The sequence below is a fragment of the Paenibacillus sp. CR_12 genome (assembly GCF_041953985.1).
Taxonomy (GTDB): domain Bacteria; phylum Bacillota; class Bacilli; order Paenibacillales; family Paenibacillaceae; genus Paenibacillus_AQ; species Paenibacillus_AQ lautus_A.
In genome coordinates, this window is sequence record NZ_JAVFHO010000005.1 from 208,023 (window position 1) to 225,598 (window position 17,576).

Below are 17,576 nucleotides of genomic sequence, written 5' to 3' on the forward strand. Positions count from 1 at the left end.
ACGAAGATGGAACTTCGCCAATGCTGCACCTTCGGGGCCTAACGCATGAAGAGAAAATAACTTTTTTAAGGGGGAAGCGAAAGATATGAAGAGAAGATTTACGAGGACCTTCAGGTGGAGCGCGGCCCTGCTAGCGCTAGTCATCATGCTGATCGCATCCGGATGCGGGGGGTCCGGCAGCACGGACACCCTGGAGGCGATCAAAAAACGGGGCAAGCTGGTGGCCGGCGTGAAATATGATACGAAGCTGTTCGGACTGCAGGACCCGGCCACTGGCAATGTAGAGGGCTTCGATATCGACATCGCCAAAGCGCTCGCCAAAAAAATTCTCGGCGACGAGACCAAGGTCGAGCTGAAGGAGGTCACCTCCAAGACCCGGATCGACATGCTGAAGAACGGGGACATCGACATCATTATTGCCACGATGACCATTACGGAGGAACGCAAGGAACAGGTGGATTTCAGCGATGTCTATTTTGAGGCCGGCCAATCCCTGCTGGTGAAGAAGGGCAGCCCGATCACGGGTCTGGAAAGCCTGAACAAGGATACGAAGGTGCTCACGGTAAAAGGCTCCACGTCCGCGCAAAATATCCGCGAGAAAGCGCCCGACGCGGTTATTCTCGAATTCGAGAATTATCAGGATGCCTTCACCGCGCTCAAAGCCGGACAGGGGGATGCCCTGACCACCGACAATTCCATCCTGCTCGGCATGCAGCAGCAGGACCCTAGCTTCGAGCTGGTCGGCGGCAACTTTACCGATGAGCCGTACGGCATGGCGATCAAGAAAGGAAACCCGGAATTCGTGAAGACCGTCAACGAGCTGTTGAAGGAGCTGAAGGACAGCGGCGAATACGACAAACTGTATGAGCAATGGATGGGCGTAAAGCCGGAATAACCGCCGCAAGACTTGGCCTGGCCGGGCCGAAGGAGGCGTGCCCCTAACCGGGAGCCATCCCGGTTTCCTCCCAGAATGGCCCGGCCTTCATTCGACCGGCCGAACGATCATCATCCCCATTGGAGGTGAAGCCTTGTGACCTTGTGGGATTTCAACATTCTGGTCGAGCATTGGGATCAATTCATGGCCGGCCTGGGCCAGACCATTCTCGCCAGCCTGCTGGGACTGATCGGCAGCTTGGTGCTGGGCACCTTCATCGCCATTATGCGGATTGCTCCATTCCGCGTCTTGAAGGCGATCGGCACCATTTATGTCGAGTTTATCCGCAATATCCCGCTCCTCGTGGTTGTCTTTTTCTTTTTCCTGGGCCTGCCCGCCCTCGGCATACCGGTCGACCCGTTCACCTCGGGCACGCTCGGTCTGATGGTGTATACGGCTGCCTTCATCGCCGAAGCCATTCGGGCAGGCATTCAGGCGGTACCGTCAGGGCAGTCGGAAGCGGCTCGCTCCTCCGGGCTGAGTTATATCCAGAATATGCGCTACATCATTCTTCCGCAGGCGGTCAAAATCGTACTGCCGGCCATCGGCAACCAATTGATCAACCTGGTCAAAAACTCCTCGGTCCTGGGCGTTATCGCCGGTCTCGACCTGATGTATTATGCCGATCTCATTAACCTGAGCACCTTCAAAGGCATACCCGTCTATACGTTTGTAGCCCTGTTCTACCTGCTTCTGACCGTTCCGCTCAGTCTCGCGGTCCACTATATGGAGCGACGATTCGCGAGAAGCAATTGATGTTACGTTCGAAGTTTGCCTAATATACAGGAGGTGGCATGAGATGGATTTTATCGGTGCATACTCCTGGCCAAACCTGCGATATCTCCTTCAAGGCTTTTGGATCACGGTGCAGGTTGCCGGCTTATCCATTATATTCAGCTTCATCATCGGAACCGTGCTCGGGACCGTGAGGTATACGAAGACCCCCTTCCTGTCGAGGACCACGGCTTTTTTGGTGGATATTATCCGCAATCTGCCGCTGCTGCTGATCATATTCTTCATCGGCATGGTGCTGCCCCAGACCGGGATTCGAATCCCGACCTTCTGGGCGGCTGTTGTCGGACTGAGCATTTTTGAAGGGGCCATGATCGCCGAGATCGTCCGCAGCGGCCTCGTATCGGTGGATAAAGGCCAAATCGAAGCGGCCCGGGCCTCGGGCCTCTCTTATATGCAGACACTGCGGCACGTCATTCTTCCGCTGGCGCTGCGCCGGATGTCCCCGCCCATGGTGAGCCAGTTCATCTCGCTCATTAAAGACACGTCGCTCGCCGTGATCATTTCGCTGCCTGAGCTGATGCGCAACGTGCAAATCCTAAGCGGTTCCAGCTATTCCTATGTCATCCCGGCCCTTGTCTTCGCATCCTTGCTGTACTTTACGCTGAATTATCTGCTGTCCATCATCGCCAAGCGGCTGGAAGCAAGGCAGATATAGCCCCTGCTAAGCGTTTGGCAACTTTCTGCATGGACTGCCACCATCATGTTACAAAAAGGGCGCCTGCCCGCCATACGCGTGTACGTCCAATCTGCTCCGCAGCCAATTATGGCTTGCGGGGTATTTGCCGTTTCTGCAGCATCCAGCCCCCTGCGCATTCTAAACCAGGCTCTCCCCCTCCCATCCATTCTTGGGCAAGCACCTGCAACAATGGCGATACTCTCCTCGTCTAAATACATAATCATCCCGAAAGGAGACGCCGATATGAAAAAAGGCTTTCTCGCCATGATGGCTCTTTCCCTTACGATTGGACTATGGCTTGGCACAGATCACTCCACGGCATCCGCCTTGTCATGCGCGGAGCCTCGCAAGGTTACCGAGGAGTTAAAAACTTCGGATGCGGTATTCAGGGGCACGTTGGCCTCATCCCACCCTAAAGCCGATATATCCAAAAGCAAATATGTATTCCAGGTTTCCGAGTGGTGGAAGGGAGAATCGGACGCCCCTGCCGTTACCCTATATTCCAATGGCTGGGAATCCTTTGAGACAGGCAAGGAATATATCGTGTTCGCCGACAAAAGCGGGCAAAAGCTCAAACCCCATCTATGCGGGAATACGGGTCCTTCCTCATCCGTTGACGTAACTTCCCTGGGAGAAGGCATCCAGCCCGAGAAGCCCGCTTCATCATCCGAAAGCCCAAGGCCGGGCGGCATTCTGGCAGGTTTGATTGAACTCATTCGTTTCCTGCAGGGCAAATATTAATCCTTCCGGCAACCGGCGTTCTGTTCGAGCTTGCCTGAAAGCACCTGCCCGCTCATGCGAAAAAAATACAACCATTCTCCATGTCATCCGTATACAACGTAAAAGAACTGCGTTTTACACGACAGGAGGATGAGAAATGATCAAACGATTATTGCTGATTTCACTTGTACTGGGAGTTCTCTCCGGATGTTCCTTGGTGGACAGCGTGAACAATTCCTTGGATTATACGAAGGAAGCAACGACCTTTATCAATGAAGCTTCCCAATTTGCCGAGTCCATCCCGGAGCTCGCCCAGCAGGCAGCCACCAATACGGATGCCAAGGAAACGCTGACCCAGCAACTCGAAGCGATGAAAACCCGGATCTCGGAGTTTAACGGCATCGAGGCCCCTGCCTTTGCGCAGACGATCCATGAACAGCTGGTCGGATTAAACGACACGCTGCTGACCGACATCAACGGTTATATGGATCAAATCCAGAACGGAGTGACCGACTTCCAGAATTCCAACATCGTTCAAACCGTCAATAAAATTAACGAAACGATGGATATGCTCCAAAATCTCCAGCCATAATCATGCAATCCCTTGCCGACAGCATAGCAGCCCTGCTCTTCAGGAGCAGGGCTGCTATGCTTGCTTCGTTATGTATGTGTTTCGTTCCTCACTCAAAAAAGGATTCCAGATTGGCGGTAAGCGTCTGCTTTACGACATAACGCGTCCCGTCTTGGCTTGGGGCCATAATCCAGGATGTCCCTTGATAGCCTGCTTCATCCCGAGGGTCCCAGGCCACAATGAACTGCCAACCGTCGCCGAAGCGTTCATCGTATTCTTGGCTGTAACCGTCTGCGATATTCTCGCGCGAAACCGATTCGATGGACATATGCTGAACGCTTTCAAAAGATTTCATCCATCCCGTAAATTCCACCATGTCCCAGTCATACTGACCTGAGAAATATCCCTCGCCCCCGCCCGATATCGCGTGAAAGGTTTCTGCATCCTCCGCCTGCGCTGCCTGATACAGCAAGGAAACGGTCTGCACCGGGTTCCATACGGGCTGCTTCGCTTTCGCGGCAAAGAATGCCCTGTCTTCAGCGGTATGCTGGATTTCTACCGCGATAAGCTCTTCCATCGTCGCTTCCCTTCCAAGCTCGTAAGCCCCCGGATAAACCGTGGATTGCTCCACCACTTTAAGCCCATCCGCGAACGCCGTCACAAACCACAGATTCTGATCGCCCTGGCTGAGCTCCTCCAGTACGATTTCGGCCTGGCTCCCGTACGTAAGGGATAATAACCGGCTGCTTACCTCATCCAGCCCTTCTTTATCAAACACCTTGAAGCGTTCCGCTCTCACTTCACGTTTGCCCGCCTCTTCGAACAGCACCTTCAGCATGGCGGGGGACATTCGGACGCTCGGAATGTCGGCATGACGGAAATACGAAGCGGAATCGTTAGCCTGAAGCGATTCGTACATGTCGAGAACCGCTTTGACGGGATCGCGATTAGACTCTCCCTTCGGCTGCTCAGCCTCTTGCTTGACCTGGCGATGGTCCGGATCTTCCTGCGGGAATGCCGTACGCAAACTCTCCTTAGCCGCCGACGGCATTTCCGCTGGTTTCGCGGCTTCCCCTGCTCCCGGTGCGGTGACAGTCGATGGCGTTGTCTGAACGGCTATCGGCGCCTCCTTCGCGCAAGCTGTCAGCATCATCATGATGACGGCCAGAACCATGAGCTGTCCATTCCGCCGATATGGCCGCTTCCCCCTTTTCATTTCGTTCACCCCCGTTATATAACGAAAAACCGGTATAACACCGACACCGACCTCTTTATATTCATCATCGTCATTATGGAGTGGAATGTTTATCATGGACATAAAAAAAGCTCCCGCCAGGTTTAAAAACCTGTTCGAGAGCTTCTGTTCCTATCTTGCATCCCTTAAAATCGGTTATAGCTCACAAATTCCAATACCGGCTTGCGGTAGCCGCGGGGACGCGGTTTGCGTGCATCCTCCTTGCCGATCGCGATCAGCATGGCGGGCACATAAGCGTCCGGAATGTTCAGTTCCTTCTGCAGGGCATCGGGATCAAATCCGATCATCGGGCAGGTATCCCATCCCTTGTCCTTGGCCACCATCATCAATAACATCGCGGATAGGCTGGCATTCCGAATGGCTTCATCCCTCATAAAGGTTTCTCCGCCCGCTTCATAAAAGCTCGTGACCGATTCAACCGTCATGTCATATTCAAGCTTGTCGATCACGCCCAAATTCAGAAAGCCCTCGTTCATTCTTCCGATATCCTCGTAGGCCTGCTTATTCCCCAGCACCACGATGACGGCCGACGCGGTGAGTATCTTATGCTGCTTGTTGGCGGCTTCGTAAACTGTGTGCTTGATATCGGGATCCTTAACCACCACATAGTGCGTATGCTGTAAATTAAAAGCCGAAGGAGCATATTTAACCTCATTAAAGATATCGTTCAAATCCTGATCCGGGATTTCAATCCCTTCCATAAACAGATTAGCCGACCTCCGGCTCTTAATTAATGTTGTCAGATCACTCATATCTGCACGCCCCCATCATGATTAGTTAAAGATTACCGCATCGAGCGAATATGCGCCTGCACCCGTGAGTGCCAATGCAACGGCCACTGCGATCAACAGCAAATTATACTCGTATCCATTCGCTGTGGACCAATACCCGTTCCGGCCATGCACCTTCACGATTGCGCCCAGCATCGTCAGCGTGATCAGCGCTGCGCCGAGCACCGTGAGAAATCCGGCTGCCAGCAGCAGCCCGCCAACCAGCTCCATCAGACCTGACAACACCGCGATCGCGACGCCGGGCTTAATGCCCACCGATTCCATCCAGCCGCCGGTCCCTTTCGGCCCGTAACCGCCAAACCATCCAAACAGCTTCTGCGCGCCGTGCGCCATGAACGATAACCCAACCACCAAACGAAGTATCAACAATCCAATATCTATAGCCATTTTGTACGCCTCCATATTCATGTTCATTATTTATAGAAATTCATCGACACGATCCATCGATATCTTAATATAAAGATATATAGGTGTAGAATGATTAACCTGCTTTACTTCGCTAACGTTTACGCACTTTATACTTACTCCTTTCAATTGACTAACTTTTATATAGTCGCTTAACTTAATATCAAGATATATGATGCGGGCTCTCCTGTCAACCGTTATTTTTAAATACACGCTCAAAAAAAAGACCCGCCAAGTGGCGGATCCCCTGAATATATGAGCGGCTGCCGCGATGGAGCCTCATGACGACGGCCGATTACTCGGCCAGCTTCTTGATTTCACTGTCGGTCAGCGCCTTACTGTACATCTGCACCTCATCCAAGCTTCCGTTAAAGTAAGGATCGGCCGCGAACCGGCTTTTCCCTAAATAAGCTTCCGTTGTCAGCAGCCCGCTTGGATTCAGCTTCATGTGATCGCCCGAGGCAACCATTTGTCCGTTCACGTATAATTTGCCCGTATCCCCCTGAAGGGTCACGGCTATATGCGTCCACGCATTCACCGGAAGCGGCGCGCTGCCAAGGAGGCTCTGGTCTCCGCCGCTGCCGTGAATCGTAAACTGAAGGACGCCGGCGTGCTGGGATGGCGTCAGGAACATATGCCTGGCAAGCCCGCTGCCGGCATCCAGCACCCGCTGCCACGGGGCTCCTCCCTTCCAATATACCCAGGCCGCAAAGGTGAAGTCCTCTGTATCGGTGACCCGATTCGGCAGTTCAATATAGCCGTCCGAGCCGTTAAAGTCCATGCCGCCTCCCTGCCGGCTCTTCTCATTCCACCGGACTCCGCCAAGGACCTTTCCATGAAATCCGTTTTCCGAGACGTCGAACGCCGCGCCTTCTTTATTCTCGCTGAACGGATAGCTCAGCAGCAGCGGCCCTGCCGACTGCTGCAGCACGGTTACGTCAAACGCTTTGGCAGCCTTTGCTTTACCGCTCGTAATCTGAGCGGTCAGCGTAACCCTCGCGTCCCCCGCCCCGGCAGCAGGACGATTCAGCTTTCCCTCCGCCGATATGACTTCGGGATGAGAGGAGGTCCAGCGAATGACGGCACCTCCGGAAGCCTCGGACGGCAAAGCCAGATCGTAGAAAACTTCGCTCACATCCCCGAGGGAAAGGTCTCTCTTCACGGCATCCACGAGTTCCCTGTCGCTGCGATCAAGCTGACGCGCGCCCCACACCGCGGTACCGTCCGCCGAAAGGGCCGTAAAGGTCATCGTCTGCCGCTTCGCTTCGGGGTCCCATTGCGGAGTCATTACGCCTTTATAACGCTTTCCATCCAGCGTAAGCGTCACATCCCGCTTTCCGCTGATCTTCCAAGCCCCCTCGGCTGCACCTGTTACTTTGCCGTTCTTATGAAGCTCGATCGGCACCGATTCTTTGACGACGGACGAAATATCTTTCCCGTGTTGGATCAGCTTATAGTCTCCGTCCGCATCTTTCGGCGTGATTTTCTTAGCCTCCTTGGCCTCCTCGCCTGCATAACGGTATGGAGCCGATACCGGCCAGCCGTCCTGATTCATATACAACTCATGCACCCGGATCTCATGCTCTTCCCCGCGCTGCGGGAAGCGGCTGTGAAAAATAAGGAATGTTCGTTTGCTCCGCTCATCGTAATAGACGGAGTTATGGCCAGGCGACACGGCCCCGGTGCCGATCCCCGTTCCCGGATCGCCGACCGGGCGCTTGAACAAGTAGTTCCCCATCAGCTTCACGCCATACGGCTCAATCGAACGGTCGTCAAAAAGCGGAAGGGAAGGATCGGCCTTCACCTCTCTCATATCGTTGCCCTCCGCATCGTAGAAAGGACCATCCGGGTTTTTGGATCGGACCACCCGCATATTGTAGCCGCCAACCGCATCCAACCCCCCGTACGACAGGTACAGGTAGTAATAGTCCGTGGCCGGGTGATAAACCATGTAAGGCCCTTCGATCCGGCTGTGATTGCCTCCCAGCAGCTTCTTCCCGTATCCTTGCCCAGGCAGCGGTTTTCCGGTCTTGGGATCCATCTCCATAATGAAAATGCCGCCGGAATAGGAGCCGTATACCATCCACAGCTTGCCGTTCTTATCGAAGAACACATCCGGATCGACGACATTCGGGTGCTTTGTTGCATCATAGATGGTTCCATCCTCACTGATCTCGTCCCACATGCCGGATTTCAGAATGATGCCGGTGTCCTTATACGGGCCTTCGATCCGATCGGCAACGGCGATCCCCATGGCGGATCGCGGGGAATCCCCTTTGCAGGCGTTATAGTACATATAGAATTTACCGTCTGCCAGCTGAATCACGTCGGCCGCCCACAATGTGTCGCTTTGCGCCCATTCCAGCGTTTCTCTCAATTCCTCCGTTACGTTCGGAATCAGCGGATTGCCGGTCGCGACCCCGGACGCGACCATGTCCCAGCTCATCAAGTCCTTCGATTTGGCCGCGGCCAGATGGGAACCGAACACATAGTAGGTATCCCCTGTTTTGATCACGGACGGATCGTGCACGGAAGCCTCCCGGAAGACCGGTGCCTTCTCCCCCTTCTTCAGCGGAGCCGCTTCCGCGTACACGTCAGGAACGCCGGCCGCAGGTCCTTGGCCTGCCGTACTTAAGCCTCCTGCCATTAACATTGCGGCAATTCCTGCGGCAGCCGTCTTACGCAGCATGTTCTTGTTCATACGATTCTCCCTCGCCTCGATTTTTTGTAAACCCTTTCATAAATAAAAAAACAAGATGTCCATTATGGCGATACCTCTGGCTGTTTAATTTAGTATAATATAAAACATTTTATATTTGATAAGATATTAACACTGAGCCTTATGAAATATCAATGCTAATTCTTCATGTTTTTCTCCATAAATTAATTAATGGTAGGAAAGACCCAAAAAAACCTGATCCAACACGGATCAGGTTTTTGTTTTATGTTTATATAAAGTTAAAGGGCGTTATGCGTTAATATGTCCACCAATTTCCCGACATGACCATCATCGAGAACAGCTTGATGCTCTCCTCATAATATCCCTCTGCCGATGCGTTCGCCGTATAATTCCATACCGAATTCAGCCAGCTCTGGTGACTGGACGAAGTCATCGCGCTTACGCCGAACGGTGCATAGAACGCTCCGCTGTTATAAGTCACCAGCGCGGTCCCGTTCAGATTATACCCTGCCTTGATATTGGCAGGATTGCTGTTTGCAGCCGACTTAATGAACGTGTTCATTTTATTCAATTGATTCAGCGCGCGCGTATCGCCGGTCATCAGATAGTCGGTCGTAATCCGCCATGGAGTCCGGGCCGAGTTGTAGTAATATTTTCCGTCGTTCGCCCCCTCCAGGAATCCCGCTGCCGCTGGCTGATAATTGCCGCCCGACATGACGACGAAATCCGGAAGCAAACCGGTATTGGAGCTGTAACCGTTATAGATGGAGTTGATGATCGTATAGGTTTTGTTAATGACGTTATCCCAACGGGCATCGCCGGTAGCCGCACGGAACGCCTTCATATGGTTCAGCATGAAATCCGATGGCCGCGTGGCGGTATTGTAGTTGCCGCTGGTAGCCCAATCGCCCAAACGCAGCGTCCATTGCGACTGATTGACGTCATTGCTCATGATGGCATTGATGATATCCTTCGCGGCCTGCAGGTAATTGATCGATCCGCTGCTTCCCCACTGCTTGTCCGCAAGCAGGAGTGCGTAAGCAATATCCATATCGCCGTCCGTTGCCGAGTTGGCCCCCTCTATATTCTGGAAGCTGCTGTTCTGTTTCCACGCCATCAGATACGGATTGTTATCACTCGGATGCGCCTTGTAATAGCGATATAACCCATCGAAATACGACTGCGCATTACTGTCGTATCCCGCCATCAGAACGGTGAAAATCATTCCGTAACCGTGAGCCTCGGATACCGTCTCGCCCGCGGAATTGTATTTGACGTAATATTGCCCGGTTGCAGCCGGCTTCAGAAAAGACCCTTTCCAGCTGTTCCATTTGCTCTTGACCGCATTGTCCATCGCGGTCTGCGTTACGTTGTTCGGCTTAATCGAACCGCTCGTATAGGACGTATGCTGGGGAAAGGGCTTGTTGGCCGCCAGGGACAACCCGGCCGGCAAGATCAGCAGAACAGCGCAGAAAAGCGCCGCCGACTTACGGATAATCGAATTTCGGAATACTTTCATCAACGTTTCGCTCCTTTGGTTTTCGAATTGGAAAGCCATGACCGCTACAGCCTGGTAAACCGGTTTCGGTATAAACCACCACCCTTCCCATGATCGATGGAAACGAGGAGACTGCCCGTATGTAAAGTACCACGAAGTAAGCTGATGCCCGATATGCAACTGCCTCCATATATAAAGAGGTAGGATCCATATCTACTACAAGTATAATAGAATTGTATATTATTGTAAATTAATAGTTTGCCGGTCATGATTCGTCTACCAGCACGAATAGCCGTCTTTCCGCAAGCAGTATCCCACTGCCCGGAAAGACGGCTATCGTTATTTCGGTAGGCATTCCCCTTATTTCCGACAAGACGTCAAACGGCATGAACGGACGGCCATGACCGTTCGATCCCCTGTTCCGTCAATCGCCGCTGAAAAGCTTCCAAGTGGTCCGGGGTATTCCGTACTTCCCGCGGCTTCAGTCCATGCTCTATGCAGTAAGCGGCTAAAAAACCGGCTGCCTCGCCGATGTTCCATTCCACAGGATGCAGACGATAACACCCATTCGTGATATGCGTCGTGCCGATATTCTTGCAGGCTGCCAGCACATTGGCTACCCGTACCGGAATCAGGCTCCCCATCGGAATTTGGAAGGGCAGGCTCGAAATATCGATATACGTCCGCAATCCCGTGCTTGGATGCAGATCGATACGGTAGCAGCCAATGCCAACGGAATCGTGGAACGTCTCCGCCCGCCCGTCCGGACGGCATTCGGCGGCAATATGCTGCTCCTTCACGGTAAATTCGGCGCGGATCCGGCGGGATTCACGGATATAAGGGGCTTTTGCCAAGCCATCTTTCGTTCCCATCACGTCCGGCCGAAGCCGGAGTCCGGGATACCCCTTTCCTCCATCGGGCCGCGGGGCTTCCGTCTGCATCCAATAGAGCAGGGACAAACTCAGCTGCCTGGATTCCTCCAAATGCCGTTCCCGCTCTTCCGGGCCGACATCGATAATGGAGCCGAGCCAATAATCGTTCTGCGGCCAGTTCACGACCGTGACGCTGCTGTCAAACAACCCGCCTTCGAAATGCTTCGGATTCAGGATCTGCCGGTATTTCCACAGGGAAAACGATCGGCCGTCCGGAAATAAGCTGTAGGTGACCGGCTCCAGCGTATGCGGTACTAGCCCCGTCCAGCTCAGCATGGCATCGGGCCAGAAATCCGCCCGGTAGCTCTTCCAGAAATCGTACCGAATCGGCTTCGGGATGGTATGATCCTCGCCCTCCCGGTAATCCATCGCGAAGCACCAAGTGAAAGCCTGCATGTCCGCCCGGTCCGCCGGACCGGATAATGCATGCGGTTCACCGGTCTCTTCCGCCGACTCGGAACCCGTCACGTATTCGATGCCGGCCAGCGGAAGCAAATCCCCTTCCTCGGTAGCATCGAGGAAAAATGCGCCGGTCAGCTTGACGATGTCGCCGGATCTGCTGTCCCGCAGCCGGACGGATGTTACCTGATCCCCGCCGGACTCCGCTTCCATCAGCGCATGCTCCGTAAGGATCGTTAACCTTCCGCTGTGCACGTAAGGTGCCAGCATCCCCTGCAGCACGGCCAGCGCCGCTCTCGGCTCATGGGCAATGCCGCTGACCAGTGCGCTGCCTGGATTCAGATAACGCTCTTGCCGCGATTCGGCCCGGAGCGGAAATAACTCCTTATAATAATCGCGGATCCGATTCCGGAATTCACGGTAGCTGGCCGTGCAGCCAAACTGCTCGATCCAGGGATGCTCGTCGGGCGGTACGCCCTGACTTGTAATCTGGCCGCCGAGCCAATCGCTCTCTTCGGTCATAATCACGCGTTTTCCCGCCTTCGCCGCCGCAAGCGCAGCGGCACAGCCGCCGAGTCCTCCGCCCAGAATGATGATATCCGCCTCTATATGATTCTGCATATGCACCGCACCTCGATATCGCTGTATTCTAGTCGGCCTTTGCACCAACCGTCTCATGATCGTATTTGAATATCGTTCCGAGCGTCGTTGACCCGGGGCCGTACCGCTCATAAGCCTTGCCCGCCTCATCTACGGGAACCACATGGGAGATCAGCGGTTTGATCGAGATTCTCCCTTCGGCCAGCAAACGAATATATTCCGCAATGTTGCGGCCTTCCGTCCAGCGCACAAAGCCGATCGGATAATCCGTATTGTTGAGTTCATAGCTTGCGTCGTACCGGCCCGGACCGCCGGCCCGCGATATGAGCACCTGCGCTTCCTTGCCAAACATCAGCCCTCTGGAGTAGGTTGTAGACAAATCGCCGACGATGACGATTTTCCCCTTATCCCGAATCCATCCCATTGACGCGTTGATAAGCTCTTCACCGGGACCGCTTGCGCACAGGATGACGCTGTCGGCTCCATGTCCGCCCGTCATCCGCCCAACCTGCTCCTCAAGCTGCTCCTTGTTATCATAAGCATAGGCAATATGCTGCCTCATCCCCTGCACCCGCTCCGGGTTCAGGTCAAATCCCGCAACGGGGCAAGCCGCCGCATGCGCGATCTGGGCAATGATCTGCCCCAGGATGCCCAGCCCGACCACCACGGCCGATTCGCCGAAGCGCAGATCCGCAACCCGCAGGGCATGGATCGCAATCGCTCCCAGCCCCGCAAAAGCGGCTTCCTGCGGATCCACCCCGTCCGGGACGATGGCCGTCAGGTTCGAAGGCACGGTAAGCCACTGGGCATGGCGCACGTAAGGTGCTCCATAGCAGGCCACCCGTTGACCCACGGCAAGCCCCTTCACGCCTTCACCCAAGTCTTCGACGATACCCACCGCGCTGTAACCCATAATGACTTTTTGATCCGAAGCCTTTCGTATAAAGATCATTTCCGTACCCGGACTGACCGCCGAGTATTCGGTGCGAATCCGCACATGACCCGCCGGCAATTCCGCCGGCCTCTCGATATGATCAACGATCACGTTTCCATGAATCGTGGCAACAGCCTTCATATGGACCCTCCTGCTCCACCTTATTTTCCTGATGCTTTCCGATATTCGCTCGGCGAGACGCCGCTGTATTTCTTAAAGGTCGTCGTAAATGTGGAAGAGTTCGAATACCCTGTTTTCTCTCCGATTTCCGCAATGCTGAGGTCCGTGTTCCGCAGATATTCACGCGCATGCGATAATCGGACTTTGTTCAAGTACTCCACGTAATTGACGCCGAATGTTTTCTTGAAATAATTGGAGAAGTATTTCGAGCTGGTATCCAGCACTTCGGCCATATGATCCAAATAGAGGTTCTCCATGTAATGCAGTTCGATGTATTGGGAGATGAATGCGGGATTCAGCTTACTTCGCGGATCGTGGTTCCGCGTATTGGCCACCACGCGCATCACTTCCATCAGCGCCTTCTGAATCTCTTCATAGGTGAAGGCTTGATCGACCTTGCGGATGAAATCACTCTCCAGCCGGAACAGCTCGTTGCGGTCAACGGACGGCGAATCCGCCTGCTTCATGACGAGGAAGAACATGCTCTTCGCAATATGCACCATCTGATGGTGATGGATGCGAAGATCCGCATTCTGCTGGAAAATATCGCTCACGATCTGCAGTCCCTCATCCACCTTGCCGCTTAGCATGCAGTTGCTCAGCTTCTCGATCTTCTGAAGCGGATAATAAATATCCGGGACGTACCGAATCTGCTCCGCATCGACCATGTCCGTGTCCGCATTCACATTCCGGTACAACCGCCCATCCTTAATATTCCGGTATGCTTCGGAGCAATTGCTGATTTTGGATTCGTACGTTCGGCTAACGCAGCCCCACACCGTGAACGTATCATGATAATCCTCGTTGCACCGCCTAACATACTCCTCGAATTTCCTGACCAGCTGCTTGCGCTCGGACGGCTGATCCAGACCGATTAACGCTAGGAATTTCAGTTCTTCGACATGATAAACCACCACATGTCCATAGCGCTCCTCCAGGCCGCCCCGGATCTGAGACGTCAGCTCTTCCAGGACAAAATCCGACTTGGCCGCCCCCTTGCCGGCAGGCTGCAAATACACGGCCGCCATCATGAAATGCCGGCACTGGAAGAAATGCGTGTAGTGCTTCTGCATCTGCATTTCCTGCTCGCGCGAATGGTGATGGCCGTCCAGCGTTTGCAGGAACACGCTTCGGCGGATATCCTCATCCACCAGATCCATCTGCTTCTTGAGGGATTCGTTCTCCCGCTGCACCTTGACGATGCCGCTCTGGATTTTCACGAAATCATTCCCTCGAAGAGAACTGCCCCCGAGCAGCTGCACGATGTTCTTCACCGGCCGGTACAGATAAATGCTGAGCAGCACCGACAGCATGACGTTTAACGCAATCGCGCCGTACATAATCCACGTATTGGCATCGGTGACGGAATCGATATTTTGAAACTTGTACGGCATTTTATTGATATATATAAAACCGTTATAGTCCGATTTGTAGAAATTGTACTCAAAATCGTCGTGCGTGAGGGAGGCTTCCTGCGACGGGTTAAAGTACACGTCGTTCAGAATGCCCACCAGATCCAGATCCTTCTCGGTGCTCAAGATGACGTTCCGGTTCGCATCCAGCACGATGAGCGAGGCCCCGGGAATCATGGAATTCAAATCGACCCCCTTAAGCAGCCGGTTCACGTTAATCAGGATCATCAGGTTTTTGTTCGACATTCTGACCTTGTTGCCGTCTACGGCAATCATCAGGTTCCGGCCGTACCCGCTGCTCTGATCCGCATAAACCTCCGCTGGAAAAACCGTAAGCTCGTGCTCCGATCGGGTAAACGTCTTCCAGAACATCGAGTTGAACTTCTGGGATTTATACCGCCTGTCAAACAATGCGTCCAGATTGCTGGTTCCGCGTGTCGTAATGGCCAAATCGTGATTGTCGAACGAAATGACCACATCTTCCACGATATCCACGTTGGATACGATGCTGGTGACGCTGTCCTGCAGAGAGATGACTTTCTCCATGTCAAGTTTGCCGTTATCCAGCTGCATCCGGTCCGAAGGAAGCGCATGAATGTTAAAAATCAAATTGTTAATGGAGGAGAAACTGGTATCAAACGACTGAATAATGTTTCTGATCACCATCCGGTTGTTCTCGCTCACCTTGTCGTAAATTCCGGTAATGGAATTCTTGTACACGATGTAATTGAATATGAACATGATGCCGATGACCAGTTGCAGAGCGAAGAAAATCTGGAGCAAGCCTCTGTTGGCGATCAATCGATTCATACGGATTCACCTCTCTTGGATGTCATCCCTTCATATTCAACATGATAGCCCCCGGCACCTTCCCATCACCCCTTTTCGGAACCGAGCATGACCCCTTTGGCAAAATACTTCTGGGCAAACGGATAGATCAGCAGCACCGGAATCATCGACAACACGATCGTTGCGTTCTTCATGGCCTGCGGAGCAAGCGCCGACGCATCCACCAGGCTCGGATTGCTTCCGTTCTCGCTGAAAATCAGCATATCCCGAAGCACGACCTGAAGCGGATACATATTCGCGTCGTTCAGGTAAATCAGCGGGATAAAGAAGCTGTTCCAATGGCCCATGAAATAAAACAATCCGATCGAGGCCAGCGCCGGTTTGGACAGCGGAAGCACAATTTGGAACAGGATGCGGTACTCGGAAGCGCCGTCGACGACGGCTGCCTCGCGCAGGGATTCCGACATGTTCTCGTAGAAGCTTTTGAGGATTAATAACTCAAAGGTCCAGATCGCATTCGGAAGCACGAGTGCCCATACGCTGTCCAGAAGGCCAAGCTCGGATACGATCAGGTAGTTCGGAATGATCCCCGGGTTCAGGAACATGGTCATGATGATTGCCAACAGGAAAAACTTGCGTCCGAAGAAATTTTTGCGAGCGAGCGGATAAGCCGCTACCGCCGTAAGCAGCAGGTTAATGGCCGTACCGAGCGCTGTATAAAAAATCGTGTTCAGATAGGCGCGCGGCACCCGGTCGTCGTTCAGCACCTGGGCATAGGCGTCGAGATTAAAACCCTTGGGAAACAAGGTGATATTCCCTTGCACCACTTCGGAGGTCGCGCTGAGGGAAACGGCGGTGATATAGACGACGGGGTACACGGTAATAATGGCAAGGCATGTCAGAATCAGCGTGTTGATAATGCCGAATAACGAGATGTTTCGAAGGCTGAATCGTTTGTTGTTTACCATAGTCCGCTACCTCCCAGTCGCTTGCTGAAGTAGTTGGAGGACAGCAGCAATATCATGGCGACAACGGCTTCGAACAAGCCTACGGCCGCGCCATAGCTATAATTGCTCTCCAGAAGGCCTTTCCGGTAGACATAAGTCGAGAATACGTCCGCCACCTCGTAAGTCATCGGATTGTAAAGCAGCAATACCTTTTCGTATCCGATCCGAAGCATCGATCCGGTCTTCAAGACAAACATGATAATAATCGTTGGAAGAATGGCGGGAATCGTGATTTTAAAAATCATGTGGCGCCTTTTGGCACCATCCACCTTAGCCGCTTCGTAAAGCGACGGGCTGATCCCTGCAATCGCAGCCATATAGATGATGGCTTCATAGCCGACGGTTGCCCAGATATCCGATGAAACATAGATGGTTCTAAACCAGCTCGGCTCAATGAGAAAATACGTCTTCTCGAAACCTAACGCCGCGATCAGCTGGTTAATGATCCCCTGATTGGGCGACAGGAAGTCGATAATCATGCTGCTTATAATGACCACGGACAGGAACGAAGGCAGATAGCTGAGCGTTTGAACCGACTTTTTGAACCATTTCACTCTGACCTCGTTAAGGAGAATCGCCAGAATGATGGGAAAAGGAAAGCCGAAAATCAGATTGTATACGCCAAGAAGGAGCGTATTCTTGAACAGCAGCCAGAAATCCGGACTGCCGAAAAATTTCTCGAAATGCTTGAGCCCTACCCATTCGCTCTCCATGATGCCGGTAAATACGCTGTAGTCCTTGAAGGCAATGATCAAGCCGTACAGGGGCCCGTATCGGAAAATAACGTAAAACAACAGGCACGGGATAAACAGAATCAACAGCTGTCTGTCCCGCTTCATATGCTGAAAGGCCGAAACCATTCTTCTCCCAAACCCGCCGCGGGGTTTGGCGAGATTTGTCTCTGTCCCTGCACTTGACATGGTGTTCCCTCCTTAAGATGATGAGCAGCACCCGAGCGTCGTACCCGGATGCCGCCATCACTCTTATTTCTTCTGCGA

The 17,576-nt window shown here is 53.2% G+C and carries 15 protein-coding genes; 5 read left to right on the forward strand and 10 right to left on the reverse strand.

Annotated elements, in window-relative coordinates; genetic code table 11:
• Positions 1-85: 85 nt before the first annotated feature.
• The 5 genes from RB297_RS19760 to RB297_RS19780 all read left to right on the forward strand — a co-directional run bounded on the left by RB297_RS19760 (position 86) and on the right by RB297_RS19780 (position 3,717).
• Positions 86-895 (forward strand): ABC transporter substrate-binding protein, encoded by an 810-nt coding sequence (locus tag RB297_RS19760; protein WP_277747696.1) that lies wholly within the window; start codon positions 86-88, stop codon positions 893-895.
• A 141-nt stretch (positions 896-1,036) separates the two neighbouring features.
• Positions 1,037-1,690, forward strand: a complete 654-nt coding sequence (locus RB297_RS19765) for an amino acid ABC transporter permease (protein WP_036664979.1) — start codon at positions 1,037-1,039, stop codon at positions 1,688-1,690.
• A 43-nt stretch (positions 1,691-1,733) separates the two neighbouring features.
• A complete protein-coding gene (locus RB297_RS19770) occupies positions 1,734-2,384 on the forward strand; it encodes an amino acid ABC transporter permease (RefSeq protein ID WP_009595092.1) in 651 nt (216 codons plus the stop codon).
• A gap of 264 nt (positions 2,385-2,648) precedes the next feature.
• Positions 2,649-3,146, forward strand: a complete 498-nt coding sequence (locus RB297_RS19775) for a hypothetical protein (RefSeq protein WP_375121219.1) — start codon at positions 2,649-2,651, stop codon at positions 3,144-3,146.
• A gap of 136 nt (positions 3,147-3,282) precedes the next feature.
• A complete protein-coding gene (locus RB297_RS19780) occupies positions 3,283-3,717 on the forward strand; it encodes a DUF6376 family protein (protein WP_009595075.1) in 435 nt (144 codons plus the stop codon).
• Between the two features lie 88 nt (positions 3,718-3,805).
• Here RB297_RS19780 and RB297_RS19785 read toward each other — a convergent pair whose 3' ends face one another.
• The 10 genes from RB297_RS19785 to RB297_RS19830 form a co-directional block, all read right to left on the reverse strand.
• Positions 3,806-5,014 (reverse strand): hypothetical protein, encoded by a 1,209-nt coding sequence (locus RB297_RS19785; RefSeq protein WP_375121220.1) that lies wholly within the window; start codon positions 5,012-5,014, stop codon positions 3,806-3,808.
• Positions 5,015-5,076: 62 nt separating this feature from the next.
• A complete protein-coding gene (locus tag RB297_RS19790) occupies positions 5,077-5,703 on the reverse strand; it encodes a nitroreductase family protein (RefSeq protein WP_096774715.1) in 627 nt (208 codons plus the stop codon).
• A 21-nt stretch (positions 5,704-5,724) separates the two neighbouring features.
• On the reverse strand, positions 5,725-6,129 hold the full coding sequence (locus tag RB297_RS19795; protein WP_090910112.1) for a DoxX family protein: 405 nt from the start codon (positions 6,127-6,129) through the stop codon (positions 5,725-5,727).
• 313 nt (positions 6,130-6,442) lie between these two features.
• The gene (abnB, locus tag RB297_RS19800) at positions 6,443-8,848 is read right to left on the reverse strand and encodes an arabinan endo-1,5-alpha-L-arabinosidase AbnB (protein ID WP_375121221.1); all 2,406 of its coding nucleotides are present in this window, start codon (positions 8,846-8,848) and stop codon (positions 6,443-6,445) included.
• Between the two features lie 274 nt (positions 8,849-9,122).
• Positions 9,123-10,346, reverse strand: a complete 1,224-nt coding sequence (locus RB297_RS19805) for a family 8 glycosyl hydrolase (protein ID WP_096774717.1) — start codon at positions 10,344-10,346, stop codon at positions 9,123-9,125.
• Positions 10,347-10,702: 356 nt separating this feature from the next.
• Positions 10,703-12,277, reverse strand: a complete 1,575-nt coding sequence (locus RB297_RS19810) for an FAD-dependent oxidoreductase (protein WP_375121222.1) — start codon at positions 12,275-12,277, stop codon at positions 10,703-10,705.
• Between the two features lie 28 nt (positions 12,278-12,305).
• Positions 12,306-13,331, reverse strand: a complete 1,026-nt coding sequence (locus RB297_RS19815) for a zinc-dependent alcohol dehydrogenase (RefSeq protein ID WP_096774719.1) — start codon at positions 13,329-13,331, stop codon at positions 12,306-12,308.
• 20 nt (positions 13,332-13,351) lie between these two features.
• A complete protein-coding gene (locus RB297_RS19820) occupies positions 13,352-15,592 on the reverse strand; it encodes a helix-turn-helix domain-containing protein (protein WP_096774720.1) in 2,241 nt (746 codons plus the stop codon).
• Positions 15,593-15,657: 65 nt separating this feature from the next.
• Positions 15,658-16,539: a carbohydrate ABC transporter permease gene (locus tag RB297_RS19825; RefSeq protein ID WP_009595681.1), complete on the reverse strand. Its 882-nt coding sequence runs from the start codon at positions 16,537-16,539 to the stop codon at positions 15,658-15,660.
• Positions 16,533-17,498, reverse strand: a complete 966-nt coding sequence (locus RB297_RS19830; protein WP_009595687.1) for an ABC transporter permease — start codon at positions 17,496-17,498, stop codon at positions 16,533-16,535. The genes RB297_RS19825 and RB297_RS19830 overlap by 7 nt, the downstream gene beginning before the upstream one ends.
• Between the last annotated feature and the right edge of the window lie 78 nt (positions 17,499-17,576).